Origin of the sequence: Streptomyces violascens, from assembly GCF_014649955.1 — a bacterium.
GTDB lineage: Bacteria > Actinomycetota > Actinomycetes > Streptomycetales > Streptomycetaceae > Streptomyces > Streptomyces violascens.
This window is the reverse complement of record NZ_BMUA01000005.1, coordinates 1-25,423: the sequence shown is the minus strand read 5'-3', so window position 1 is coordinate 25,423 and position 25,423 is coordinate 1. Positions and strand designations below refer to the sequence as shown.

Below are 25,423 nucleotides of genomic sequence, written 5' to 3'. Positions count from 1 at the left end.
CATTCTCAGGGAGGCTCCCATGCACGCAGTGATACTCGCCGGAGGCAAGGGCGTCCGGCTGCGGCCGTACACCACGGCGCTGCCCAAGCCGCTGGTCCCGATCGGCGACCAGCACGCGATCCTGGAGATCGTGCTCCGCCAGCTCGCGGCCGCCGGGTTCACCGGATGCACCATCGCGATCGGCCACCTGGGCCAGATCATCCGGGCCTATGTGGGCGACGGAGAACGCTGGGGTCTGAACATCGACTACAGCACCGAGGAGAGCCCGCTCGGCACCATAGGCCCGCTGCTCACCATGCGGGACCGGCTGCCGGAGTCCTTCCTCGTCATGAACGGGGACATCCTGACCGACCTCGACTACGCGGACGTGCTCACCCAGCACCGCACCAGCGGAGCCCCGCTCACGATCGCCACGTACGCCCGCAAGGTGCACATCGACTTCGGGGTGCTGACCACCGACGACACCAAGGTGGTGGGCTTCACCGAGAAGCCCAGCATGGACTACCGGGTCTCCATGGGTGTGTACGGCCTGTCCCTCAGCACGCTGGCCGGCTACACCGCCGGCCTGCCGCTGGGCTTCGACGAGCTGGTGCTCGACCTCCTGAAGGCCGAAACCCCGCCGCACGCCTACGCGTTCGACGGCTACTGGCTCGACATCGGGCGCCCCGACGACTACGACCGGGCGAACGCCGAGTTCACCAGCCACCGTTCCCTCCTGCTCAAGGGGGCCTGACCCGGCCATGCGCATTCTCGTACTGGGCCGCAGCGGCTACCTGGGCGGCCATGTCGCCCGGGAACTGCGCGCCCTGCCCGGCGTGCGGTTCTTCGGCGCGGGCCGGGGCCCGACGGCCGACCTCGCCGTGGACCTCGCCACCGTCGGCCCCGGCGAACTCGCCGAGCGGCTCTTCTCGTACGCCCCCGACGCCGTCATCAACTGCGCGGGGGCGGTGGGCCCGCAGTCAATGGCGCTGGCCGAAGTCAACGTGCGGGGCCCGGCCGTGCTGTGCGCGGCGCTGCGCGAGGCCGCCCCGACCGCCCGGCTCGTCCACTTCGGCTCGGCCGCCGAGTACGGGCCGAGCGGGATCGGCGAGCGCGTCACCGAGCAGTCCGCGGCCCGCCCGACCACCCTGTACGGAGCCACCAAGCTGGCGGGCACCCTGGCCGTCACCTCCTCCGGGCTCGACGCCGTGGTCCTGCGGATCACCAACCCGGTCGGTCCCGGCGCGCCCGCCGCCGGACTGCCGGGCCGCCTCGCCCGGCAGCTGCGCGACCTCGGACCCCGCTCCGTGGTGCGGCTCGGCGACCTCTCCGCGCACCGCGACTTCGTGGACGCGCGGGACGTCGCCCACGCGGCGGTTCTGGCGGCCATCGACGGCGGACCGCTGCCCCCGGTCCTCAACATCGGGCGCGGACAGGCCGTCCCGGTAAGGGAGTTGGTGTACGAACTGGCCCGCGCCGCGGGGTTCAAGGGCCACATCGAGGAGAACGCCGAGGGCTCGGCGCGCTCGGCGGACGTGCCCTGGCAGTGCTCCGACCCGAGTGCGGCCCGGACCACCCTCGGCTGGTCGCCCCAATACGCCCTCGCCGATTCGGTGTCCGCGCTGTGGGCGGCCGTGCGCGCCGAGCCGGACCGGGAACCGGTGCACTGATGCTGCTCGTTCCGCTCTATGTGCACCCCGCCGAGGACCCGGCCGCCTGGCAGCTGCTCGCCGAGGCGGCGGACGGCCTCTACGGGGTGGTGCTCAACGCGGCGGACGGGCCGGGCACCGCCCCTGACCCGGCGTTCTTCGGGCCGGTCGAGGCGTTGCGCTCGGCCGGCGTCCGAGTGCTCGGCTACGTCGACCTGGACTACGGCGCCCGGCCGCCGGCCGACGTAGTGCGGGACGTCGAGCGGCACCGCGAGTGGTACGGGGCCGACGGCTGCTTCCTGGACCGCGCGCCCGCCGACCGGACGGGCCTGCCGTTCGTGCGGCAGGCCGCCCGGGCCGCCCGGCGGGCGGGCGCGGCCACCGTGGTGCTCAACCCGGGCGTGCATCCCGCGCCCGGCTATCTGCGGATCGCCGATCTCCTGGTCACCTTCGAAGGACACTGGGACACCTATGTGTCCGCCTTCACCCGCCCCGGCTGGGCCGACCGCCAGCCGCCGGATCGCCTGTGCCACCTGGTGTACGGCGTGCCCGGGGCGCTCCTCCCGCTCGCCCTGCGGACGGCCGGGGACCGCGGGGCGGGCGTGTGCTGCGTGGTCGAGCGCGAGCTACCCAATCCGTGGGCGGCGCTGCCGCCCGTGCTTCCCGGAAAGACACCATGAACCGCACCCTGGCCCGCAATCCGATGGCGCTGCTCTGCACCGCCGTCACCCTTCTGCTGCTCGCCACCGCCTGTTCGTCCGACCCCTCGGACGACGACGCCGACGGCCCGGACACCCCGCGTCCGACGGCCACGCCCTCCCCTTCCCACGCGCCCTCCACGACGCCCAAGCCCAGCGGGCCCGCCTCTCCGTCGCCCTCCTCCAGCGGTTCGGCGCCGGCGAAGCCATGGCAGCCCAAGCCCGGTACCGCCTGGCAGTGGCAGCTCAACGGCCGGGTGCAGGACGGCCCCGACGTCCCGGTGTACGACATCGACGGCTTCGAGAACACCGCGGCCGACGTCGCCAAGCTGCACAGCCGGGGCCGCAAGGCGATCTGCTACATCAACGCGGGCGCCTGGGAGAACTTCCGGCCCGACAAGGGGGACTTCCCTGCCGCGGTACAGGGCGAGAACAACGGCTGGGAGGGCGAGCGCTGGCTCGACATCCGGCAGATCGACGTGCTGCGGCCGCTGATGGAGCGCCGCTTCGACATGTGCAAGGAGAAGGGCTTCGACGCGGTCGAGCCGGATCTCATGGACGGCTACCTCAACAAGACGGGCTTTCCGCTCAAGGCCGCCGACCAGCTGGCGTACAACCGCATGCTCTCCGGGATCGCGCACGCGCGGGGCCTGGCGGTGGGGCTCAAGAACGATCTCCAGCAGATCCCGGAGCTGGTGCCCGCCTTCGACTTCGCGGTCAACGAGCAGTGTGCGCAGTACGACGAGTGCGCCCTGCTCACGCCGTTCGTGAAGGCGGACAAGGCGGTCTTCCACGTCGAGTACGAGCTGCCCACCAAGGACTTCTGTGCCGAGTCCGACAAGCTCGGGCTCTCCTCGATGCGCAAGAACCTCAAGCTGGACGTCTGGCGCCAGCCCTGCTGAGCGGTCAGCCGAGGAGAACCGCGATCAGGGAGAGGGACGCCATCGACAGGAGCGTCGAGAGCAGCACGGTGTCCCGGGGCAGCGCGGTGTCCAACCGGTACTCGGAGGCGAAGATGAAGGCGTTCTGCGCCGTGGGCAGTCCGGCGCAGAGCACCACCGCGAACAGCTCGTGCCCGCCGAGCCCGAAGGCCCACCTCCCCAACGCGTAGGCGAGCAGCGGTTGTACAGCGACCTTGAGGGCGACGAGCAGGCCGCGCTCGGCCCGCTCCCCCGGGTCGGCCGCGGCTCGTGCGGTGAGCGACATGCCGAGCGCGAACAGGGCGGCCGGGACGGCACCGCCGCCGAGGATGGTGAGCGGTGAGGTGACCTCGTCGGGCAGGCGCAGCCCGATCGCGGCGACGGCCACCCCCGCGGCCGACGCCCCAACCACCGGGTTGCGTATGGGCAGTTGGAGGATGCGCAGCCGGCGCGTGCCCGCGTCCCGGCGTACGTCGAGCTCTATGAGCACCAGGATCAGCGGCGTGATGAACAGCATCTGGAACAGGGCCGCCGCCACGATGAACGACGTGTCGTGCAGGACGTGCACGGCGACCGGGATGCCGAGGTTCGCCGAGTTCACATAGGACGCGGCCATGGCGCCGATCGCCTGCTCGGCCTTCTTGCGCCGGAAGAGCCGCCTGCTCACGATCAGCCCCGCCGCGAACACGGCGAGCAGGCTGAGGGCGAACACCACGACACCGGGCTGCGCCAGCTCGCCGGGCCTCGACTTGGCCATCGTGAGGAACAGCAGCGACGGCATGGCGAAGGTGAACGCGAAGCGGCCGAGGACCTGCTGGGCCTGGTCACCGAGCAGATTGAACCGCCCGGCGGCCCAGCCGAACGCGGTGATGGTCCAGATGGGCAAAAAGCCGGAGAGAACCGAGTGCACCGCCCAAGAATGCCGAACCGCTGTCCGGTGCTCGCAGTCGGGGTCGCAGTATCCGAACAGCCGGCTTCGATCCGGTCGCGATCCGGCGAACGCCGGGTAAGCGGCCTGGAAGCCCTGGGCGGCACCCGTCCCCCAAAGGGGCGGGGGAACCGCGCGACCAGCAGCCGAACAAGCCGCACCGCAGGGTGCTCAGAACGGATGGCCCGCGGGCTCACGCCGCACCGTGGTCCACCGCAACTGCGTAAACGCGTCCAGGTTCGCCGAACCCCCGAACCGCGCCCCCGTCCCGGACGCCGCAATCCCCCCGAAGGGCGCGACCGCCTCATCGTTGACCGTCTGGTCATTGACGTGGGCGATCCCGGTCGGGATGCGATCGGCGAGCTCAAGGCCGAGCGCCGTGTCCCGCGTGACGATGCCGAGCGAGAGACCGTACGGGCCGGCCGCCGCCAGGGCCGCGGCCTCGTCCAGGGTGGCGAAGGAGCGGACCGGGGCGACCGGTCCGAAGACCTCCTCGGCATAGGCGGGGGTGTGGTCGTCGACGTCGGCGAGCACGGTGGGGCGGTAGAAGAGGTCCCGGTGGGTGCCACCCGCCGCGAGCCGCGCACCACGAGCGGTGCTGGACTCCACCAGGCCGTGGATCTTGGTGAGTTGGGACCGGTCGATGACGGGGCCGAGGTGGACCTGCTCGCGGTACGGATCGCCGACGGCCAGCGCGTCGGCCTTGGCGGCGAGCCGCTCGACGTACTCCTCGTACAAGGAGTCGTGCACGAGGTGGCGGCCGGTGGTCATGCAGATCTGGCCCTGGTGGAAGAAGGACCCCCAAGTGGCCTGCGCGATCGCGCCCCCGATGTCGGCGTCGGCCAGCACGACGAGTGCGGAGTTTCCGCCCAGCTCCAGGTGGGCGCGCTTGAGTTGGCGGCCGGCCGCCTCGCCGACCCGGCGTCCGGCGGCGGTCGATCCGGTGAAGGAGATGACGGGGATGCGCGGGTCGGCGACCAGCGCCTGCCCGGTCTCGGCGTCGCCGGGCAGGATGTGCAGCAGTCCCTCGGGCAGCCCGGCCTCGGCGAACACGGCCCCGAGCGCGAGCCCGCCGCACACGGTGGTGCGCGGGTCGGGCTTGAGCAGCACGGCGTTGCCGAGCGCGAGGGCGGGGGCCACCGAGCGGATGGAGAGGATGAGCGGGGCGTTGAACGGGGCGATCACGCCGGTCACACCGACCGGGACCCGGCGGGTGTAGGAGAGCCGGGGCTGCTCGCTCGGCAGCACCTCGCCGAGCGGCCGGGAAGCGAGGGCGGCGGCTTCGTAGCACTCCTGCGCGGCGACGTGCAGCTCGAAGTCCGCCTTGCCGGACACCGATCCGGACTCGCGGACCAGCCATTCCCGCAGCTCGTCGGCATGACGGGCGAACAGATCGCCCGCCCGGCGCAGGACTGCCGCACGTGCGAAATGCGGGGCGCGCGCCCAGGCGACCTGCGCCGCGACGGCGGTTTCGGCGGCCGCATCGACGTCCTCCCCGGCGGCGAGGGTGACGGCCCCGAGCGACTCCCCCGTGGCGGGCTCGACCACCTCGTACTCACCCCCGGCGAGCGTTCTGGGCTGCCACGTCTTGGGGTCGAGCAGGGTCATGAAGCCTCTCCAGTCAGCGTGTCGCACCGAGGGGGGTGTCCAGCAAGTCCCTTACGCACCAAGCGCGTCAGCGTTCCAGCACGAGAGCGAGCCCCTGGCCCACGCCGATGCAGAGGGCCGCGAGGCCCGTGCCGGAGCCGGCGGCGGCCAGCTGGTGGGCGACGGCTCCGGCGAGCCGGGCACCGGACGCGCCGAGGGGGTGGCCGATGGCGATGGCGCCGCCGCGCGGGTTGACCACGGCGGGGTCGAGTCCGGGCCACTCGGCGAGGCAGCCGAGCGACTGCGCGGCGAACGCCTCGTTGAGCTCGAAGGTGGTGAGGTCGCCGAAGTCCTTGCCCGCCTTGGCGAGCGCCTTGCGGACGGCTTCGACCGGGCCGAGCCCGAACAGCTGGGGTTCGATGCCGGTGACGGCGGAGCTGCGGATGCGGGCGAGCGGCTCGCGGCCGGTGGCGCGCAGCCCCTCCTCGTCGACGAGGAGCAGGGCGGCGGCGCCGTCGTTGAGCGGCGATGCGTTGCCCGCGGTCACCGAACCGTCCGCGCGGAAGGCGGGCTTGAGCCGGGCGAGCGCCTCCAGGGTGGAGGACTCCCGGATGCATTCGTCGCGGGCCAGATCGACCCCGTCGTACGGGACGACCTCGCCGTCGTAGAGGCCCTTGGCCCAGGCCTCGGCGGCCTTGCGGTGGCTGTCGAGGGCGAAGACGTCCTGCTGTTCGCGGGTGATGCCGTGCTTGTCGGCGATGAGTTCGGCGCCCTCGCCGAGGGCGACCGTCCACTCGGCGGGCATCTTCGGGTTGGTCATGCGCCAGCCGAGGGTGGTCGAGTACATCTGCTGGTGGCCGGCGGGGAAGGCACGCTCGGGCTTCTGGACGACCCAGGGGGCGCGGGACATCGACTCGACGCCGCCCGCGACGGCGATCGAGGCGTCGCCGACGGCGATGGCGCGGGCCGCTTGGATCACGGCTTCGAGGCCGGAGCCGCAGAGGCGGTTGACGGTGACACCGGGGACCGAGACCGGGAGCCCGGCGAGCAGCACGGCCATGCGGGCCACGTCGCGGTTGTCCTCCCCCGCGCCGTTGGCGTCGCCGAAGTACACGTCGTCGATGCGGGCCGGGTCGAGCTCCGAAGTCCGGTCCACGAGCGCCCTGACCACGTGCGCGGCGAGGTCGTCGGGCCGCACCGGGGCGAGCGCACCCCCGAACTTGCCGATCGGGGTGCGGACGGCGTCGACGATGTACACGTCGCGGATGCTCATCGGGTCTCTCCCACGGATCTCTTCACCGGTTCGGGGCCACCACGACCGCCCGTTCGCCCAGTGAAGTGATGTTCATGAATGGCTGCGCCCGAGTCTCTGCCCGCCGCCGTCCGCTGTCAACGGGCCCCGGCCATCACGCGATCACGCATCACGGCCGGGCCGGGACCTCCCTGACCACCACGCCGAGACCGATGTCGAGCTCGGCCCCGTCGACGAGCACCGCCTCGACCGCGCGGCCGGCCGAGTCGATCTCGGCCTCGATGCCGTGCCCGGCATAGCGCGGATAGCCCGACACCCCCCACTCGCCGGTGGCCTCGACGACGGCGGACCGCACGGCACTGTCCGCCACCGAGGCACCGCCCCGGTCCTCGACGTGCTCGGGAACGAGCAGGATCTCGAAACGCTGGGGGTGCCGGCTCGCGGGCCGCGGTTGGTTGCTCATGTTCCGACGCTAATCACCCGGGGGCCCGGCCGCACGCCGTCCCGCCCCACACTCCTCTCGAGTCCCACCCGACACGATCACGTCACGTGGATACCGCCACGTCGTCACGAACCAGCCACATCGATCGCGACTGGTCGGCAACGCGCCCACACTTCGTCCCTCAGCCATGCACCATCTGGGGGCACCATGCGCCACACCATCACCCACGCCATCAGTTCAGGCGTACTTCTCCTTCTCGCGGGCACCGCCTGCACTGCGGGAAACACAGTCACCACCAAGCCCAACGACAGCAGGCCTTCGGCGCCCGGGTCGTCCCGGGCCGCGCAACCCGCAGCGGGCCGCGCGAAGACCGCCGCTGTCGGCGACACCATCACCCTCAAGGGCACGAACAAGGGCGAGCAGCTCGACGTCACGGTCAAGCGGTGGCTCGACCCGGCCGTGAGCGCCAACGAGTTCTCCGCTCCGCAGGACGGAGGTCGGTGGGCGGCGGCACAGTTCGAACTGGTCAACACCGGCTCGGCTCCCTATGAGGACAGTCCGTCCAATGGGGCGCAGGCCGCCGACACCGACGGTCAGCGGTTCGCGACGACGTTCGGCGAGATCACCGCCGGGCCACTGATGCCCGCGTCCGCCAAGATTCCGCCTGGCGACAAGGCTCTCGGCTGGATCCTGTTCGAGGTGCCGAAGACGTCGAAGATCACCACCGTGCAGTTCACCATGGACAGCGGGTTCGCCGACCAGACGGGCCAGTGGTCTGTGAAGTAGTTCCGCCGCGGGCACCCGCGCCGTCGAGGCCGAGGCGCCCGCTCAGCTGGATTCGCGCGGCAGCGCCCTGGCGCCCATCAGGTCGTGGCGTTCCGGGGTGCCCTCCGGGTCGCGCACCACGCGGTCCACCAGCTCGGCCAGGTGGCGGCCGGTCACCATCTCCACGTGGACCGTGCTCAGGCGGGGGCGGAGCAGCCGGCCGAGCAAGAGGTCGTCCGCGCCGATCACCGCGGTTTCGCGGGGGACATCGATGTCAGCGTCCTGGAGGGCGCGCATCAGGAGCATCGCGTACTCGTCGTTGTACGCGAACACCGCATCCAGGCCCAACTCCCGCCAGCGGCCCGCCAGTTCGGCCGCCGATTCCTCCGTGTACGCCATCGTGACGGGTTCGATCACCGCGTCGGTGCCGTGCGCGGCCTTGCGGGCTCCGGCCAGGCGCGGCTTGGAGAAGAGTTCGAGGCCGGGCTCCTCGGGGATCAGCACGCCGATGCGGCGGCGGCCCCGCTCGCGGAGGTGGGCCACCGCGCTCTCGCCGATCTCGCGCTGGTCCATCACGAGCGCGTGGGCGCCCTCGACGCGCTGCGGGCCCAGCGTTATGACCGCCCGGGCCCCTGAGCGCTTGAGGAGCCGGACGCCCTGCGGGGTGAGTTCGATCTCGCCGAGCGAGACCACGGCGACGGGCCGCAGCTCGGCCCACGCGCGGGCCGCCTCGTCCGCGCCGAGCCCGAGGCTGCCGTACTGGACGACCGTGTAGTCCAGCCGGCGCAGCTCCCACTGGAGCTCGTTGAAGAACCGGCTGTAGAGCGGGCCGACCGGGATGTGCGCCGTGGGAAGCAGCACGATCCGGGTGTGGCCGGCGCGCAGACTGCGGGCCGCGGCGTGCGGGACGTAGCCCAGTTCCTCGGCGGCGGCGCGGACCCGGACCCGGGTGGGTTCGCTGATCCGCACGGCCGAGGTGTTGTTGAGCACGTAGCTCACGGTCGCCCGCGAGACCCCGGCCAGGCGAGCCACATCGGCGCTGGTCGGGACGGGACGGTCGGCAGGCTGCTTGGGTGTCTGGCTCATCGCGATCGGCATCTTTCCAGACGCATCCCGCTCGGGGTCTAGCGGATGGCCTGAATTCGATGCTACACAGTGTTTACACGAGCAATTGACACGTGTCACCACACGCATCGGATGGCCTCGGCCCTTGCGGTCACCGGTGTCACGCAGGCGACCCTCCAGCCCGGTACCCCTCAATTCCGGCCGGTCAGGACGCCACCCAGCTCAGCTCCTGCACCCCTCATCCGCCTCCTCACTCCTCGGAGGGCAGCGTGGCCCTTTCCTCCCCCGGTACCGGCATTCCGGTGGCCGTCACCGCCCCGGCTCCCCGGCCCGCACGCGGGCTGCTTCCGCTGCTCCTGCTCGGCAACACCGCCCTGTACGCCCTCTACATCGGCGTGCCGGGCGTACTGCTCGCGCTCCAGATCGAGCACATCGACGCAGCGCACAAGGTCGCCGACTTCGGACTCGTCTCGGGTGTCTCGGCGATCTTCGCGACCGTGTTCAACCCGGTGGCCGGCGCGCTCTCCGACCGCTCGGGGCGCCGCAATCCCTGGATCCTCGGCGGCGGGCTGCTCGCGCTGCCGGTGATGTTCCTGCTCGGCGCGGTCCACACGATCCTGCTGGTCACGATCGTGTGGTGCCTGGGCCAGGCGGTCCTCAACGTCTACCAGGCCGCCCTCACCTCGGTCGTCCCCGACCGGGTTCCGATGGCCGCACGCGGCAGGGCGTCGGCGGCCGTCGGGCTCGGGCTGCCCTTCGGCTCGACCATCGGCGCACTGCTCGGCGCAGCCTTCTCGGACCACTACCGCACCGGCTACCTGGTCCTCGGAGCGCTCGTCGCGGCCGCCGCGGTGATCTTCACCGCCGGTACGCGCGAGGAGCGGCGGCCCGCCAAGGCACAGCTGCCCGTGTCGCGACAGCTCGCCGCGTTCACCGAGGCGCTGCGCGACCACGACTTCCGCTGGGCGTTCATCGGCCGCGCACTGCTCGTGCTCGGCTACTTCGCGGTGGCTGGATATCAGCTCTACATCCTCCAGGACCACACCCGTCTGCCCGCCGGACTGGGGCCCGAGCAGGCCGTGGCGATCCTGATGCCCGTCAACGCGCTCGCGATGGTCGTCTCGACCGTCCTCGGCGGCTGGCTCTCCGACCGCCACGACCGACGCAAGCTGTTCGTCGGCGCGTCGGCCGCGCTGTCCGCGACAGCCCTGGTCATCCCGGCCGTCTCGCCGGGCTGGCCCGCGATGATCGCGTTCTCGGTCGTCAACGGCCTGGGCTTCGGCTGCTACATGGCGGTCGACACCGCCCTCGTCACCCTGGTCCTGCCGAAGGCCGAGGACGCCGCCCGCGACATGGGCGTCCTGAACGTCGCCAACGCGGGCCCGCAGATCGTCGCCCCCTTCGCGGCCTCGCTGATCGTCTCGGTCAGCGGCGGCTACACCGCACTCTTCCTGGCCGGAGCGGCGCTCTCGGTCCTGGGCGCGCTCGCGGTGCGCCCGATCAGGTCCGTGCGCTGAGAGACGTACGGGTCGGGGTCGGCGCACACCTGACAGGTGTGCCGGTCCATGATCCGTATCCGTACGGTTCCGGGGCGGGCCCGCGCCTGACCGCACCGCCCGCCCCGGCCCCGTACCACCATCGCCCGACAGCACCACCCACATCGAAAGGCACCACCGTGCAGCTCAACACCCGCACCTGGGGAGAGGGCGACCGTGTCGCGCTCCTGATCCACGGGATCATGGCCGACCACCGCACCTGGCGGAAGGTCGGTCCCGCGCTCGCCGAGCGGGGCTACCGCGTCATCGCGGTGGACCTGCGCGGCCACGGGGCGAGCGGGCGCGGCGAGTACACCGCCGAGCTCTTCGCCGACGATCTCGTCGAAACCCTCCCGGCCGGCGCCGAGCTGGCGATCGGCCACTCCCTCGGCGGGCTCTCCCTGTCGCTCGCCGCCGACCGGCTGCGGCCGGCCCGCGCGGTTTACTCGGACCCCGCCTGGAACGTCAACTCCCGGCAGCAGGGCGTCAGTCCGGAGATCTTCGCCCAGTTCAAGGCGGCGAGCCGGGCGACGGTCGCGGCGCTCAATCCGCGCTGGGAGGCCGAGGACGTCGACATCGAGCTGGCCACGCTGAAGCTCTGGGACGAGAACAGCGCGCTCGGCCTCGCCCCGATATTCAGCGCGGACCAGGTCCCCGAGAAGGCCGTCGTCCCCTCGCTCGTCCAGTTCGCCGACGGAAGCTTCCTGTACGACACGAGCGAGGTGGCCCGCCTCGAAGCACGCGGTTTCGAGGTGCGTACGGTCAAGGGCGCGGGGCACACCATCCACCGCGACGACTTCGAGGGGTTCATGGCGTCGCTGGAGGGATGGGTCTGACGACCCCTCAAGTCACCAGGCGCGCCGGGCGGCAGGGCACCCCCGTGGCCCTGCCGCCCGGCGCCGGGCACGTCACTCGGGCAGCTCGTCGACCGTGGCCACCACGATGCCGAACAGGTCCGTGATCGAGGTGAGCGCCGCGGCCTGGAGAGCGGCCGCGGGCAGCACCGTGCCGTCGGGGGCGGCGAGGGCCCGGGTGGCCGTGGTCTCGGCGACGACGGTCGGGCGGTAGCCGAGGTTGAAGGCGCCCTGGGAGGTGTAGTTGACACACATGTGGGTCATGAACCCCCCGATGACCAGATCCTTCCCGCTGCCCGGGGCGGCACCGAGTTCGGTCAGGGTCTTCTCCAGTTCCGTGCGGTGGCCGATGCCACCCGCCGGGCGTGCGGCGCGGTGTCCTTCACCCAGGCCACGACGTCCTGGTCGATCCGGGCGAGGGGGCCTTCGTCGGTCATGTCCACCGCGCCGGGCACGAGCAGAGTGTCCACCCGCGCGCCGACCTCGTCGAAGGACAGGTCGGCGAGCAGCCGCACCCCCGCCGAGGTGCGCACCTCGCCGGACGCGGGCCCGGCCAGGCGGACCTCGTATCCGGCGCCGCCCGAGGTCTCCCGGTTGGCCAGGGCGAAGACCTCGGCCGGTCCGGTGACGTCGAGGAGGTCGACATCGGGGAAGACCGCGATGACGACCCGGTGCGAAGTGGGCATGACCCATCCTCACCGCGGGCCCCAGCGGCCGCGATGACGATTCCCTGTCACATCCGGCCATGCGGACCCGCCGGGTTCGGGGACCCGGCGGATGCACCCGGCCGATGAGCGACCGGGTGCCGACTCCGCACCTCAGGCGGGCAGCGCCTCCCCCGCGGACTCGTCGAGGTACTCCTCGCGGATCTCGCGCGGCCCGAACGGCCAGACCTTCTCGAAGCGCGCCCACAGGACGAAGGCGACGCAGCCGAGCGCCAGCCAGGCCAGTGACCATTCGACGGGGTGGCGGCCGGGCGAGTTCTTGTCGGCGTAGCCGTAGATGGTGAGCCAGCCGACCAGGGCGATCAGGCTCGGCAGCGGGTAGAGCCACATGCGGTACGGGCGGCGGAGCCCCGGCTGCCGCTTGCGCAGCACGGTGACGGCGAGGATCTGGGCGAGCGCCTGGACGATGACCATCACCGTGGTAAGGAGCTGGATGAGGGTGGTCAGATCAGTGTGGCGCCCGATCATGAAGCCGACGGCGGTGACGACGCCCATGGTGACCAGTCCCAGCATCGGGAAGCGGTGCCGGGGGTGCAGTTTGGCGTACGGGCGGAAGAACACCTTGTCGCGGGCGGCGTCGTACGGGACCCGGGAGCCGCCGAGCAGCCCGGTGAAGACGGAGGCGAACGCGGTGATCAGGATGAGGACGGTGACGACGTCGGCGGCGCCCTTGCCCCAGGCCTTCTCCAGGACCGCGGAAGCCACCGAGCTCGACGCGATGTCGTTCGGGTCCAGCATCCGCTGCCAGTCGATGACGCCGAGGGTGCCGATCTGAAGGAGCAGGTAGATCGCCATGATGCCGAGGACGGAGTAGATGATGGAGCGCGGCAGGGTGCGTCCGGGGTCTTTGATCTCGGCACCCATGTAGGCGGTGGTGTTGTACCCGAGGTAGTCGTAGATGCCGATGGTGAGGCCCGCGGCGAATCCGATCCAGAACTGACTGCTCGTCAGCTCAAACGCGCCGGAGGGGTAGTCGAAGGCCAGGTGCGGGCTGAAGTCGGTGGCGGCCGCGACGATCACCAGGGCCACCGAGGCGATCATCACGACCCACATCACCGCGGTGATCCGGGCGATGTGCTCGATGCCGCGCCAGAGCAGCAGGATCACGAAGGCGATGATGCCGAGCCCGATCAGGTCACCGGGGGTCTGCCCGAGGTCCGGGGCGAGGTAGCCGAGGTACTGCACGAATCCGACGACGCCGGTGGACATGGCCAGCGGGATGAAGAGCATCGCCGTCCACACGAAGAGGAACGGCATGAGGCGGCCCGTGCGGTACTGGAAGGCCTGGCGCAGATAGACGTAGCTGCCACCGGAGCCCGGCAGCGAGGCGCCGAGTTCGGCCCAGATCAGACCGTCGGCGAAGGCGAGTATCGCGCCCGCGACGAAGCCGATGACGGCCTGCGGGCCGCCGAACGCGGCGACCATCAGCGGGATGGTCACGAAGGGGCCGATCCCGCACATCTGGCTCATGTTGATGGCGGTGGCCTGGAAGAGTCCGATCCGGCGGACGAAGCCGCCGGCCGGCGGAGGGGTTCCGGACACTGGGGTCCTCCCGGGGCTGATGGGCGAGAGAGGGAGCTGTTGCGGATGCGCCGGTGCGGGATTCCCTCGGCGTTGGGCGTGCTTAAGTTAAGTACCTTTACTTTCACCGTCAAGGGGTCGTCAGTGAACAGCTCCGACCAATGCGTGAGAATGATGCGATGACCAGCAGCGACGAGGGTGGCGACCTGCCCTGGAACCCGCAGCGGCAGCGCAGTTCCAACGAGCGGCTGCTGCTCGACCGGCTGCGCGCCCAAGGCCCCGCCTCCCGGGCCCAGCTCGCGCGGGACACCGGCCTGTCCAAGCCCACCGTGTCCAGCGCGCTCGCCTCGCTCGAACTGGCGGGCCTGGTCCGCGAGGCGGGCACGATCGTCCCAGAGCGGGGCCGCGCCGCCGTGCTCTACGCGCCCGATCCGACGGCGGGTTACGCGCTCGGCATCGACATCGGCCGGGCCTGGCTGCGCATCGCCCTCGCCGACCTCGACGGCAAGGTCGTGGCCCGCTCCGAGGTCCGCAACCACGCCCGCACCTCGGCCACGATGGCCGATCTGGTCGTCACCAGCGCGCACCAGCTCGTCGAGGGTTCGGGCGTGGACGCGGACAAGGTCGCCCAGGCGGTGGTCGGCACCCCCGGCGTGTACGACGCCGAGAAGCGGCGCGTGCGCTATGCCCAGCACCTGCCGGGCTGGGGCAGGCCGGGCCTCTTCGACCAGATGCGGGAGAGGCTCGGCATACCGCTCGCGGTCCACAACGACGCGAATCTGGCGGCGCTCGGCGAGTACACATTCGGCGTCGGCTCGGGCAGCAGGCTCTTCGTGTACGTCATGATCGGCACCGGTCTCGGCATGGGTGTGGTCAGCGAGGGCCAGCTCTTCACCGGGGCGCACGGCGGCGCGGGCGAGATCGGCTTCCTGCCGTGGCCCGGCCTCCAGAAGCCGGACACCCTGGAGGACGCGGTCTCCGGCGACGCGGTCGTCGCGGCCGCGCGCTCGCTCGGCATGGCGGGCCCGCTCACCGCGAAGGACGTCTTCGACGCGGCGCGGGCCGGAACTTCCCCTGCCGTCAAGGCGGTTCAGCTGGAGGGCGAGCGGATCGCGCACACCGTCGCGGTGGTCGCGGCCGTCCTCGACCCCGATCTCGTGGTGCTCGGCGGCGGCGTCGGCCACAGCGCGGATCTGCTCCTGCGCCCCGTACGGGACACGCTCCGCGCGCTCACCCCGCTGCGGCCGAAGGTGGCGCCGAGTTCGCTCGGGGAGGACGCGGTGCTGCTCGGCGCGGTGGCGACGGCCCTCGGCACGGCACGGGACGTGGCCTTCGAGCGGCGCTCGGCGCACTGAGGACTCCGCGTCACCCCTCAGGCCTGCGATTGACATGCCCCTCTCACCCCCTCTAATTTGCTGATACGAGTTAGTAAGGATTCTTTACTTGTAGCGATGCAGCGATGCGCGGATGTTCCGACCAGCCCCCTGGGAGACCACCGTGTTCCACCGCCCTGCCCTCGTGCGTCGAAGGACCGCCGCGGTCGCGGCACTCGGTCTGGTCCTCGCCTTCACCGCCGGCACCTCATCGGCCGCCCCCGTCCTCCATCCTGCCCACGCCCGGGTGACCGCCATCGCCTCGGCGCCGGGCAGTTCGACGGCTCTGGCCGGATTCGCGATCCAGTCGACGGCCAAGGTCACCGACTCCCCGGCCGCCGTATCGAGCCCCGGCTATCCCGCCACCGGCTGGGTCAATGCCGGCGCACGCTCCACGGTGCTTGCCGCACTGCTCGCGGCCGGGAAGTACGCCGACCCCTTCTACTCGGCCAACCAGCAGAAGATCCCGAAGTCGGACTTCACCGTCCCCTGGTGGTACCGCTCGGACTTCACCGTCGCCGACACCGCCTCGCGCACCTACCTCGACTTCAGCGGGGTGATCTCGGCCGCCGACGTGTACGTGAACGGCAAGCAGGTCGCCGACAAGGGCGCGGTCACCGGCGCGTACACCCAACACGAGCTGGACGTGAGCGAGTTGGTGACATCGGGCACCAACACAGTGGCCTTCCGCATACAGCCCAACGATCCGAAGAAGAACCTCACGATGGGCTGGATCGACTGGCTCCAGCCGCCGCCCGACCAGAACATGGGCATCGTCCGCGATGTGGTGGTGCGACGCGGCGGCCGGGTCGCGCTGCGTGACGCACATGTGGTGACGTCTCTCGCGGTGCCGTCCCTGTCGTCCGCCGACCTGACCGTGAAGGCCCAGGCCCGCAACGACTCGGCGGCTCCGGTCACCGCGACCGTATCCGGCACGGTGGGCCAGGTCGCGTTCAGCCAGGACGTCACGCTCAAGGCCCACGAGACGAAGCCGGTCACCTTCACCCCGGCCACCCATCCCCAACTCCGCCTGATAGCACCGCAGGTGTGGTGGCCTGCGGGCATGGGCGGGCAGCCGCTGTACGAGCTGAACCTGACGGCGTCGGTCGCCGGGAGCCCGTCCGATTCGGCTCGCGAGTCGTTCGGCATCCGCGAGGTGAAGGCGCCGCTGAACGCCGACGGCGCGCGCCAGTACTCGGTCAACGGGCGCCCGCTGCTGATCAAGGGCGGCGGCTGGTCCCCCGACGAGTATCTGCGCTGGGACCGCACCTATGTGGAGGACCGGCTCACGTACGCGCTCGACCTGGGGCTCAACACCATCCGCCTGGAAGGGCACATCGAGCCGGACGAGTTCTTCGACCTGGCCGACCGCTACGGCATTCTGACGCTGCCCGGCTGGGAGTGCTGCGACAAGTGGGAGGGCCAGGTCAACGGCGGCGAGTCCGGCGACAAGTGGACGGCCGCCGACTATCCCGTGGCGAAGGCTTCCATGACGGCGGAGGCCTCCCGCCTTCGCGACCACCCGAGCGTGATCTCCTTCCTGATCGGCAGCGACTTCGCCCCCGACAAGACGATCGAGAAGAACTACGTGGACGCGCTGAAGGCGGCCGACTGGCCGACCCCCGTGGTCGCGGCCGCATCCGACAACTCGGCCCCGGTCACGGGCAGTTCGGGCATGAAGATGACGGGCCCGTACGACTGGGTGCCGCCGGACTACTGGTACAACAAGCAGGAGGGCGGGGCCACCGGCTTCAACTCCGAGACCAGCGCGGGCCCCGACATCCCCACCCTCGACACCCTGCGCCGCATGCTGTCACCGGCGGAGCTCGACACCCTGTGGAAGTCCCCGTCGGCGAAGCAGTACCACCGCTCCCCCTCCTCCACCTTCGCCACGCTCAAGCTGTACGACGACGCCCTGGCCGGCCGCTACGGTGCCCCGGCCGGCCTCGACGACTACGTACGCAAGGCGCAGCTCGCGCAGTACGAGAACGTGCGGGCCCAGTTCGAGGCGTACGGCCGCAACGCGAAGGACGCGGCGAAGCCGGCGACCGGGGTCGTGTACTGGATGTTCAACAGTGGATGGACCTCCCTGCACTGGCAGTTGACGGACCGCTATCTGGACCAGGGCGGCGCCTACTTCGGCGCGAAGAAGGCGAACGAGCCGCTGCACATCCAGTACGCGTACGACAACCGCGCGGTGTCGGTGGTGAACAGCCGACCCGATGCGGCGTCCGGCCTCACCGCCCGCGTCTCGCTCTTCGATGTGGACGGCACCCGGAAGTACGACCGTACGGTGACGGGTGTGAACGTCGGCGGCAACGGCGCGAGCACGACCGCGCTGACCGTCCCGGCGTCGGTGGGCGGCCTGTCGACGACGTACCTCGCCAAGCTGGTGCTGAGCGACGGCTCGGGCAAGGAGGTGAGCCGGAACGTGTACTGGCTCTCCACCAGGCCGGACACCCTGGACTACGCCCACACCGATTGGTTCCACACCCCGACCACGACGTACGCCGACCTGAAGGGCCTGGCCGCGATGCCGAGGGCGACGGTGTCCGCGAGCGGGGCGACGACGGTGGACGCGGACGGCACGTCCACGACGACGGTGAGGGTACGGAACACGGGCTCGGGGCCCGCCCCGGCACTCCTCACCGACGTACACCTGGTGAACGCGTCGGGCACGCCGGTCCTTCCCGTGCGGTGGTCGGACAACCAGGTGAGCCTGTGGCCCGGGGAGTCGACGACCCTGACGGCCACGTACCGCACGGCGGACCTGCACGGTTCGGCGCCGATGCTGCGGGTGTCGGGGTGGAACACGGCGACGGCGACGATGCCGGGAGAGTGAGGAGCACGCCCGCTTGAACGACCGGGCGGGGGCGTTCCCGTTCTGATGGCCCGCTCCCATTTGACGTGCAGCCACAGGGGTGCCAATCATGGACAGGTAGCCATATGGCTGCATGACTGGGGGTGACGAGTCATGGACGCGGTGTTCAAGGCCTTGGCGGATCCGAGCCGGCGGCGGTTGCTGGACCGGCTGCGGGGCCGCAACGGACAGACCCTGCGGGAGCTGTGCGCGGGCCTCGACATGGCCCGCCAGTCGGTGAGCAAGCACCTCGCCGTCCTGGAGGGCGCCGGACTCGTCACGACGGTGCGGCAGGGGCGGGAAAAGCTGCACTACCTGAACGCCGTGCCGATCAACGCCATCGCCGAGCGGTGGATCAGCCGGTTCGACCAGAGCAGGGTCGACGCCCTCGCGGACCTGAAGAGAGCATTGGAGCAGCCCCTCATGGACAGCAAGACGTTCGTGTACACGACCTACATCCGCACCACCCCCGAGCGGCTGTGGCAGGCCCTGACGGACTCGGCCTTCACCGAGCGGTACTGGGGCGTGGGCTTCGAGAGCGACTGGAAGAAGGGCTCGCCGCTGGTCTGGAAGCAGGGCGGTGCGACGATGGCGGACCCGGAACAGATCGTCCTCGTCTCGGACCCGTACCGCCAACTCGCCTACACCTGGCACTCGTTCACGGACGAGTGGGCCAAGGCGGTCGGCATCGCGGAGGACGTACGGGCGCAGATCGCGGTGGAGCGCCGCTCCAACGTCACCTTCGACCTGGAGCCCCAGGGCGACCAGGTCAAGCTGACGGTCACCCACGACTTCGACCCGGAGGGCATCCTGCACGACATGTGCAGCCAGGGCTGGCCGCCGATCCTGTCCAGCCTGAAGACCCTCCTGGAGACGGGCGAGCCCCTCGCGGCACACTGAGCCCCCATCTCATTCGACCGGCCGTCCCGTACCGGCGCCCCGGCCGTTTTCGTAGGCTTGGCGGTATGCGCATGCGCCCCACCCTGAGCTGGACGCCCACCGACGGCCTGAGGCCCGGCACCACGGATCCCGGGCCGGTCGCCGATGCGCTGCGGGCCGGCGGTGTGCTGGTGCTCAGCGGGGCCGGCATCTCCACGGAGTCGGGTATCCCCGACTACCGGGGCAAAGGCGGGAGCCTGAGCCGGCACACCCCGATGACGTACCAGGAATTCACCGCCGCCGCCGGGGCCCGGCGCCGCTACTGGGCGCGCAGCCACCTCGGCTGGCGTACGTTCGGCCGCGCCCGGCCCAACGCCGGACACCTGGCCGTGACGGCGTTCGAGCGGCACGGCCTGCTCTCGGGCGTGATCACCCAGAACGTCGACGGTCTGCATCAGGCCGCGGGCAGCGAGGGCGTGGTGGAGCTGCACGGAAGCCTCGACCGGGTCGTCTGCCTTTCCTGCGGCGGTTTCAGCGCGCGCCGCGAACTCGCCCGGCGGCTCGAAGAGGCAAACGTGGGCTTCGAACCGGTGGCCGCCGGACTCAACCCCGACGGTGACGCCGACCTGACCGACGAGCAGGTCAGGGACTTCCGCGTCGCGGCCTGCGCGGAATGCGGCGGCATCCTCAAACCCGACGTGGTGTTCTTCGGCGAGGCCGTGCCACCGCAGCGGGTCGCGCGCTGCCGCGCACTGGTCGACGAGTCGACCTCGCTGCTGGTCCTGGGCTCCTCGCTCACCGTGATGTCCGGGCTCCGGTTCGTCCGCGAGGCGGCCCGGGCCGGCAAGCCCGTACTCATCGTCAATCAGGACCCGACACGCGGCGACCAGCACGCCGTCACCCGAGTCGCACTTCCCCTGGGCACGGCACTCACCGCCCTGGCCGACCGACTCCACATCCCCGTCGACGGCCGGAAGGCTGCCTAAGGCGGCTCGAATCGGCCCGGCCGAGCCATGTGAACCGATTCGGACTATCCGGCGTCGACACCGTCACATCTGACGGGTAATCAATCAATGGGGCCGTCACACGCGAAATGCCGCCGGACCTGGGGCGGTGACCGTTTTCGGCTTGCCGTCTCGCAGCGGCCGCGGTTCGCGACGACCGGCGCAAAAGCAGCCATGAGCAGCCGACATTACAAAGTCATGGTTGTTGCATGACCAACTCTTTCCCTACGCTGCTCATGCCGGGAACGACAGCGGCAATTCCCGTAATTGCTCATGCCGTTGACCGCGCGCAAGAGAAAGACACCCACCCACGGCACATACGTGCACACGGAAATGGGGCCACACCGAAACGGCATGGCCCCAAGGGCGCTTCGGTATGCAACGCCTCGCCCCGGCCGTCGACTTGGCAGGCAACGGGCCGGCCGCGAGACACATGACCGCGACCTCATCGGAGGGTACCCGTGAATCACCCCAACCGGCTACGCACCGCGATACACAACGACGGCACCACCCCCCTGATCGGCATTTTCGACATGTTCTCCGCGTCCGTGGCGGCGCAGCACTACGACGGAATGTTCGTCTCGGGATTCGGCTTCGCGGCCTCCCACTACGGCCTGCCCGACATCGGCTTCATCGCCTGGCCCGACATCGTCGCGTTCGTTCAGCGGCTGCGGCTCGCCTTCCCCCAGCAGCATCTGCTCGTCGACATCGACGACGGCTACGTCGACCCGGAAACGGCGTGCCACGTGGTCCAGCAGCTGGAGCACGGCGGGGCCTCCGGCATCATCCTGGAGGACCAGCAGCGGCCAAGGCGCTGCGGCCACGTGGACGGCAAGCAGGTGCTGCCGCTGGACGCGTACCTGGAAAAGCTCGACATGGTCCTCAAGGCCCGTCGGGACCTGGTCGTCGTCGCCCGCACGGACGCCACCGAGGAGGAGGAGATCCTGCGCCGGGCCAAAGCCCTGGCAGCGACCGACGCCGACGTGATCCTCGTCGACGGGGTGCGCAGCATCGACTGGATTCACAAGGTGCGCCGCGTCATCGGCGACAAACCCTTGCTGTTCAACCAGATCGCGGGCGGCAAGTCGCCACGGCTCTCACTGACGGAGCTTCAGGAACTGGGCGTCGATGTCGCGATCTACAGCACGCCCTGCCTGTTCGCCGCCCAGAGCGCCATCGACAGCGCGCTGAGCGACCTCAAGGCGGCCGACGGGCGGCTGCCCGAGCACACCCCGGCCAGCGTCGGCGTCGCCGAGTGCCTGACGCTCCTTGAAGGGAACATCAGCCGCCACCACGACCGTGTCCCGGCCGACGCCTGACAGTGAGTCAGGAGGGGCCGCTCCGCCTCGTCGGCGGCGCGGCCCCGCGCCATGTGAATCCCCGCTCCGCAGAAGGAGACGCATGCTCCTTATCCTGCGCTCGGTCGCCCGTCACATCCGGCACCGCGTGGACTGGTACATCGTCGCGCTGTTCACCGTCATCGGCGTGGCGACGCTCGCCCCGGTCGAGGGCGCGGCAGCCGACGGCGTCTCGCTCGCCGTCCGGGTCGCCGTCGGCCTGCTGTTCTTCCTCTACGGCGCCCGCCTCTCGCCGCGGGCGGCGTACGACGGTCTGCGGCACTGGCGGCTGCACGTCCCCATCCTGGCCCTGACGTTTGCGGCGTTCCCGCTGGCGGGACTGGCGGCCGGGCTGCTGCCGCGTTCCGTACTCAGCACGGAACTGGCCGTCGGTGTCCTCTTCCTGACGGTCCTCCCGTCCACCGTTCAGTCCTCGATCGCCTTCACGTCGATGGCCCGGGGCAATGTGGCGGCGGCCATCTGCTCGGCGTCGTTCTCCACCGTCCTCGCAGTGGTGCTGACTCCCGTGCTCGCGGTCGCCCTCATCGGGCAGACCGGCGGCGGGGGAATGCCGATACGGGCCTCGCAGCTCGGGGACATCGCCCTTCAGCTCCTGGCGCCTTTCCTCGCCGGGCAGGTGGCGCGGCGCTGGGTCACCGAATGGCTGGGCAGACACCGGGCGTTGATCACCGTGTGCGACCGGGGCTCCATCCTGCTCGTCGTGTACTCCGCGTTCAGCCGTGGCATGACCACCGGCATCTGGCAGCGCGTCTCACCCGGGCGACTGCTCCTGCTGGCCGCGCTCTGCGCACTCCTGCTCGCCCTGGCCCTTCAACTCTCCTACGGAGCCGCCCGGTTGATCGGCCTGCCGTACGCGGACCGGGTCACCGCCGTGTTCTGCGGCTCGAACAAGAGCCTGGCCGGCGGGCTGCCGATGGCCACCGTGCTGTTCCCGGCGGAGCGGGTCGGGATCGTGGTACTGCCGCTGATGCTCTACCACACCATCCAGCTGGTGACCTGCGCCTGGCTGGCCCGCCGCTGGCCGGCCAGGCAGTCCGCCGCCCCGAGCACCAGTGACGACCGAGGAAGGGGCATACGGATACGGACGGGCAGCAGCGACACCTGCGGCTGAAACACCTCGTCTCGGGCGCCAACCGTCCGCCCGCCCGTTCAGAACTTAACGAAAACTGCACACCTATTGACGTCAATCGTTCATGAAATTTATTGTCCCTGGACCCTCGCAGGCGAACCAGAGTGACGGAGAACCATGACGTCGTACTCCCTCGGTGTGCGGCCGCGTGCCGCCCGGCTGACCGCGGTGCTACTGGCCGGAGCGCTTCTCGCCTCCGTGCCGCCGGCGGCCTCGCAGCCAGTGCGGAACACCGCCGCCACGACCCCCACCTGCTCCGAAGGCGACGGCTGGACGCTGGGCACCACTCGTATCGACCCGGCAAACACCAACCACGCCTTCGTCGGCAACGGCTACCTGGGGCAGCGCGTGCCGCCGAACGGTGCCGGATACGCCGACAGCACGGCCAAGACCGGCTGGCCGCTGTTCACCCCGAGCTACGACGGCTCCTTCGTGTCCGGGCTCTACGCGCACAATAAACAGACCGCCGGGGACCGGCAGGCCGTCGCGGCGCTGCCCACCTGGACCTCGCTCGCCGTCGGCACCGGCGGAGCACAGCGCGATACCTTCAACTCTTCGACACCGTCCGGCCGGATCTCCCACTACCGTCAGTCGCTCCTCCTGCACTGCGGCGTGGTGCGCACGTCGCTGACCTGGACCGCCTCCGACGGCCGCCGGACCGACCTCGTGTACGAGGTGCTCGCCGACCGCGTCAACCCACACGTGGGCGCCGTACGTCTGAGCATGACGCCGCACTGGAGCGGCGAGGCGACCGTGACCGACCTGCTGGACGGGCGCGGGGCCCGGCGCATGAGCCAGACCGGCGGCGGTGACCGGACCGGCGGGCAGCACGGCGACGGGACCGCACCGAGCATGGATGTGGCTTTCCGCACGGACGGCACGAACGTGGACGGAGCCGTCGCCTCCACCCTGCGCGCCGGACGCGGAACACACGGCACCAAGGCCCAACTGGCGCAGCCACCAGTGGGCATGACGACCCATCAGGCACTCATCCTCCGGGTTCAGTCCGGTAAGTCGTACGACTTCGCCAAGTACGTCGGCGTCGACACCTCTCTGACCTCGCGCGCACCGCGCCGCGATGCCACCGCCGCCTCCCGGCGTGCCGCCGACGACGGCTGGGATGCTTTGCTCAGCGCCCACACCGCCGCCTGGTCGCGGCTGTGGCGCAGCGACATCGAGATACCCGGACAGCCCGGGATGCAGTCGTGGGTGCGGTCCGCGCAGTACGGGCTGTACTCCAACACCCGTGAGGGCGCGGCCAACAGCATTGCTCCGACGGGTCTGACCAGCGACAACTATGCGGGCCTCGTCTTCTGGGACGCCGAGACGTGGATGTACCCGGGCCTGCTCGCCACCCGGCCCGAACTCGCCAGGACCGTGGTCGACTACCGCTACCGGACCCTCGCGGGGGCCCGCGAGAATGCGCGCCGGCTCGGGTATCAAGGGCTCTTCTACCCCTGGAACAGCGGGAGTTCGGGCAACCTGGCCCAGGAGTGCCACAGCGTCGACCCGCCGCACTGCCGCACCCAGATCCACCTCCAGTCCGACATCTCCCTGGCCACCTGGCAGTACTACCTGGCCACCAACGACACGCAGTGGCTGCGCGAGCGCGGCTGGCCGGTGCTGCAGGGAATCGCCGAGTTCTGGGCGGGACGTGTCAGCCGCAACGCGGACGGCAGCTACTCGATCAAGGACACGGCCGGGCCCGACGAATACAGCAACGGCGTCGACGACGCGGTCTTCACCAACGCGGGCGCCGTCACCGCCCTGCGCCACGCCGTCCGCGCCGCCGAACTGCTCGGGCAGCCGGCCCCCGCCGCGTGGAAGACGATCGCCGACCACATCCGGATCCCGTACAACGAACAGAGCAAGGTCTTCGAGCAGTACGACGGCTACCGGGGCAGCACCATCAAGCAGGCCGACACGGTGCTGCTGATGTACCCGCTGGAGTGGCCGATGCCCCAGGGCTCCGACGCCGCCACCCTCGACTACTACGCACAGCGCACCGACCCTGACGGCCCGGCCATGACGGACTCGGTGAACGCCATCGACGCCGCCGGGCTCGGCGAGCCGGGCTGCTCCACGTACACCTATCTGGAACGTTCCATCAAGCCGTTCGTGCGCGGCCCCTTCGCCCAGTTCTCGGAGGCCCGCGGCAACAAGGCGGGCGCCCAGGACCCGCTGGCGGGCACGCCCGCCCAGGACTTCCTGACCGGCAAGGGCGGCTTCCTGCAGGTCTTCACCAACGGCCTGACCGGCCTGCGGATGCGCGAGGACCGCCTCCACGTCGACCCGATGCTGCCCCCGCAGCTCGACCGCGGCGTCACTCTGCGCGGACTGACCTGGCAGGGACGCACCTACGACATGGAGATCGGCGCCCACCGCACCACCGTGCGCCTCACCGACGGCGCCCCGATGAGGCTGGACACCCCCCAGGGCGAGCAGGTAGTCAGCAAGGGCTCCCCGGCCGTCCTCAAGACCCGCCGACCCGACCTCGCACCCACCACCAACGCGGCCCGCTGCACCACCGCCACCGCCTCGTCCGAACAGCCCGGCATGTACGCGGACGCCGCGCTCGACGGCAACGGGGCCACGGCCTGGGTGCCGGACGGGGCAAGCGGGGAACTGACAGCGGACCTCGCCAAGCCCGTCCGCGTCACGAAGGTCACCCCCACCTGGGACGGCACCAAGCCCACCACCTACAGCATCGAACTCTCCCTCGACGGGCGCCACTGGCAGGCCGCGACGGCGGGTGATGCGCGACTCGCGCGGTACGTGCGCGTGACGGTGCGGGGAGACGCCAAGGCCAAGCAGCATCCGGGCATCGCGGAACTGACCGTGAACTAGTAGGACTCCGTTAGGTTGTTCTGGCTCTCGGTGTCTGGTGGGTGGTGGGGGTT

Annotated in this window: 20 protein-coding genes and 2 pseudogenes; 14 read left to right on the top strand and 8 right to left on the bottom strand. The window is 70.8% G+C overall.

All coding sequences use genetic code 11. From position 1 onward, the window contains the following. The first annotated feature begins 19 nt into the window (after positions 1–19). From IE206_RS13490 to IE206_RS13475, 4 genes are read left to right on the top strand one after another with little or no spacing between them, the layout of a single operon-like run. The gene (locus IE206_RS13490; protein ID WP_189962365.1) at positions 20–733 is read left to right on the top strand and encodes a nucleotidyltransferase family protein; all 714 of its coding nucleotides are present in this window, start codon (positions 20–22) and stop codon (positions 731–733) included. Between the two features lie 7 nt (positions 734–740). Then, positions 741–1,649 (top strand): NAD-dependent epimerase/dehydratase family protein, encoded by a 909-nt coding sequence (locus IE206_RS13485; protein ID WP_189962364.1) that lies wholly within the window; start codon positions 741–743, stop codon positions 1,647–1,649. Beyond that, entirely contained in the window at positions 1,646–2,308 is a 663-nt protein-coding gene (locus tag IE206_RS13480; RefSeq protein ID WP_189962602.1) for a spherulation-specific family 4 protein, read from the top strand. The genes IE206_RS13485 and IE206_RS13480 overlap by 4 nt, the downstream gene beginning before the upstream one ends. Next, positions 2,305–3,228, top strand: a complete 924-nt coding sequence (locus IE206_RS13475) for an endo alpha-1,4 polygalactosaminidase (RefSeq protein WP_226599501.1) — start codon at positions 2,305–2,307, stop codon at positions 3,226–3,228. Before IE206_RS13480 ends, IE206_RS13475 begins: the two co-directional genes overlap by 4 nt. Positions 3,229–3,232: 4 nt before the next feature. Here the strand turns inward: IE206_RS13475 and IE206_RS13470 are convergent, their stop codons facing one another. The 4 genes from IE206_RS13470 to IE206_RS13455 form a co-directional block, all read right to left on the bottom strand. After that, positions 3,233–4,132 (bottom strand): AEC family transporter, encoded by a 900-nt coding sequence (locus IE206_RS13470; RefSeq protein WP_229853191.1) that lies wholly within the window; start codon positions 4,130–4,132, stop codon positions 3,233–3,235. A gap of 213 nt (positions 4,133–4,345) precedes the next feature. Beyond that, the gene (locus IE206_RS13465; protein ID WP_189962362.1) at positions 4,346–5,782 is read right to left on the bottom strand and encodes a benzaldehyde dehydrogenase; all 1,437 of its coding nucleotides are present in this window, start codon (positions 5,780–5,782) and stop codon (positions 4,346–4,348) included. A gap of 67 nt (positions 5,783–5,849) precedes the next feature. Beyond that, entirely contained in the window at positions 5,850–7,034 is a 1,185-nt protein-coding gene (locus tag IE206_RS13460; protein WP_189962361.1) for a thiolase family protein, read from the bottom strand. 148 nt (positions 7,035–7,182) lie between these two features. After that, positions 7,183–7,476, bottom strand: coding sequence for a hypothetical protein (locus IE206_RS13455; RefSeq protein WP_189962360.1), 294 nt, complete (start codon positions 7,474–7,476; stop codon positions 7,183–7,185). A gap of 186 nt (positions 7,477–7,662) precedes the next feature. Here IE206_RS13455 and IE206_RS13450 point away from each other — a divergent pair, with 186 nt between their 5' ends. Then, positions 7,663–8,241, top strand: a complete 579-nt coding sequence (locus tag IE206_RS13450) for a DUF4352 domain-containing protein (RefSeq protein WP_189962359.1) — start codon at positions 7,663–7,665, stop codon at positions 8,239–8,241. 42 nt (positions 8,242–8,283) lie between these two features. Here IE206_RS13450 and IE206_RS13445 read toward each other — a convergent pair whose 3' ends face one another. Further along, positions 8,284–9,306, bottom strand: coding sequence for a LacI family DNA-binding transcriptional regulator (locus tag IE206_RS13445; RefSeq protein ID WP_189962358.1), 1,023 nt, complete (start codon positions 9,304–9,306; stop codon positions 8,284–8,286). Positions 9,307–9,554: 248 nt separating this feature from the next. Between IE206_RS13445 and IE206_RS13440 the strand changes: the two genes are divergently transcribed. Both IE206_RS13440 and IE206_RS13435 read left to right on the top strand, forming a co-directional pair. Beyond that, positions 9,555–10,802, top strand: a complete 1,248-nt coding sequence (locus tag IE206_RS13440) for an MFS transporter (protein WP_189962357.1) — start codon at positions 9,555–9,557, stop codon at positions 10,800–10,802. Positions 10,803–10,960: 158 nt separating this feature from the next. Beyond that, positions 10,961–11,656 (top strand): alpha/beta fold hydrolase, encoded by a 696-nt coding sequence (locus IE206_RS13435; RefSeq protein WP_189962356.1) that lies wholly within the window; start codon positions 10,961–10,963, stop codon positions 11,654–11,656. Positions 11,657–11,728: 72 nt separating this feature from the next. Here the strand turns inward: IE206_RS13435 and IE206_RS13430 are convergent. The 3 genes and pseudogenes from IE206_RS13430 to IE206_RS13420 all read right to left on the bottom strand — a co-directional run. Beyond that, a pseudogene (locus IE206_RS13430) lies at positions 11,729–12,019 on the bottom strand (isochorismatase family protein); the annotation flags it as partial. A gap of 2 nt (positions 12,020–12,021) precedes the next feature. Further along, positions 12,022–12,360: pseudogene (locus IE206_RS13425) on the bottom strand (DJ-1/PfpI family protein); the annotation flags it as partial. Positions 12,361–12,492: 132 nt separating this feature from the next. Continuing rightward, positions 12,493–13,941, bottom strand: a complete 1,449-nt coding sequence (locus tag IE206_RS13420; RefSeq protein WP_189962355.1) for an APC family permease — start codon at positions 13,939–13,941, stop codon at positions 12,493–12,495. Between the two features lie 158 nt (positions 13,942–14,099). Here IE206_RS13420 and IE206_RS13415 point away from each other — a divergent pair, with 158 nt between their 5' ends. The 7 genes from IE206_RS13415 (at position 14,100) to IE206_RS13385 (ending at position 25,370) form a co-directional block, all read left to right on the top strand. After that, positions 14,100–15,275: an ROK family transcriptional regulator gene (locus tag IE206_RS13415; RefSeq protein ID WP_189962354.1), complete on the top strand. Its 1,176-nt coding sequence runs from the start codon at positions 14,100–14,102 to the stop codon at positions 15,273–15,275. Positions 15,276–15,417: 142 nt separating this feature from the next. Continuing rightward, on the top strand, positions 15,418–18,135 hold the full coding sequence (locus IE206_RS13410; RefSeq protein ID WP_373300914.1) for a glycoside hydrolase family 2 protein: 2,718 nt from the start codon (positions 15,418–15,420) through the stop codon (positions 18,133–18,135). A 132-nt stretch (positions 18,136–18,267) separates the two neighbouring features. Then, complete coding sequence (locus IE206_RS13405) at positions 18,268–19,053, top strand: ArsR/SmtB family transcription factor (protein ID WP_189962352.1); 786 nt, start codon at positions 18,268–18,270, stop codon at positions 19,051–19,053. Positions 19,054–19,118: 65 nt separating this feature from the next. Further along, positions 19,119–20,018, top strand: a complete 900-nt coding sequence (locus IE206_RS13400; protein ID WP_189962351.1) for an NAD-dependent protein deacetylase — start codon at positions 19,119–19,121, stop codon at positions 20,016–20,018. Positions 20,019–20,497: 479 nt separating this feature from the next. Then, positions 20,498–21,355, top strand: a complete 858-nt coding sequence (locus tag IE206_RS13395) for an isocitrate lyase/PEP mutase family protein (RefSeq protein ID WP_189962350.1) — start codon at positions 20,498–20,500, stop codon at positions 21,353–21,355. An 82-nt stretch (positions 21,356–21,437) separates the two neighbouring features. Beyond that, entirely contained in the window at positions 21,438–22,505 is a 1,068-nt protein-coding gene (locus IE206_RS13390) for a bile acid:sodium symporter family protein (protein WP_189962349.1), read from the top strand. Between the two features lie 135 nt (positions 22,506–22,640). Then, positions 22,641–25,370 carry a discoidin domain-containing protein gene (locus tag IE206_RS13385; RefSeq protein WP_189962348.1) on the top strand — a complete coding sequence of 910 codons (2,730 nt, stop codon included), beginning with the start codon at positions 22,641–22,643 and terminating at the stop codon, positions 25,368–25,370. Positions 25,371–25,423: the final 53 nt, after the last annotated feature.

Excerpts from the sequence above, each read along its gene's own strand:
- IE206_RS13455 (WP_189962360.1), bottom strand. The coding sequence starts at position 7,476 with ATGAGCAACCAACCGCGGCCCGCGAGCCGGCACCCCCAGCGTTTCGAG.
- IE206_RS13475 (WP_226599501.1), top strand. The coding sequence starts at position 2,305 with ATGAACCGCACCCTGGCCCGCAATCCGATGGCGCTGCTCTGCACCGCC.
- IE206_RS13400 (WP_189962351.1), top strand. The coding sequence starts at position 19,119 with ATGCGCATGCGCCCCACCCTGAGCTGGACGCCCACCGACGGCCTGAGG.
- IE206_RS13485 (WP_189962364.1), top strand. The coding sequence starts at position 741 with ATGCGCATTCTCGTACTGGGCCGCAGCGGCTACCTGGGCGGCCATGTC.
- IE206_RS13450 (WP_189962359.1), top strand. The coding sequence starts at position 7,663 with ATGCGCCACACCATCACCCACGCCATCAGTTCAGGCGTACTTCTCCTT.
- IE206_RS13465 (WP_189962362.1), bottom strand. The coding sequence starts at position 5,782 with ATGACCCTGCTCGACCCCAAGACGTGGCAGCCCAGAACGCTCGCCGGG.
- IE206_RS13405 (WP_189962352.1), top strand. The coding sequence starts at position 18,268 with ATGGACGCGGTGTTCAAGGCCTTGGCGGATCCGAGCCGGCGGCGGTTG.
- IE206_RS13460 (WP_189962361.1), bottom strand. The coding sequence starts at position 7,034 with ATGAGCATCCGCGACGTGTACATCGTCGACGCCGTCCGCACCCCGATC.
- IE206_RS13390 (WP_189962349.1), top strand. The coding sequence starts at position 21,438 with ATGCTCCTTATCCTGCGCTCGGTCGCCCGTCACATCCGGCACCGCGTG.
- IE206_RS13415 (WP_189962354.1), top strand. The coding sequence starts at position 14,100 with ATGACCAGCAGCGACGAGGGTGGCGACCTGCCCTGGAACCCGCAGCGG.
- IE206_RS13490 (WP_189962365.1), top strand. The coding sequence starts at position 20 with ATGCACGCAGTGATACTCGCCGGAGGCAAGGGCGTCCGGCTGCGGCCG.
- IE206_RS13385 (WP_189962348.1), top strand. The coding sequence starts at position 22,641 with ATGACGTCGTACTCCCTCGGTGTGCGGCCGCGTGCCGCCCGGCTGACC.
- IE206_RS13445 (WP_189962358.1), bottom strand. The coding sequence starts at position 9,306 with ATGAGCCAGACACCCAAGCAGCCTGCCGACCGTCCCGTCCCGACCAGC.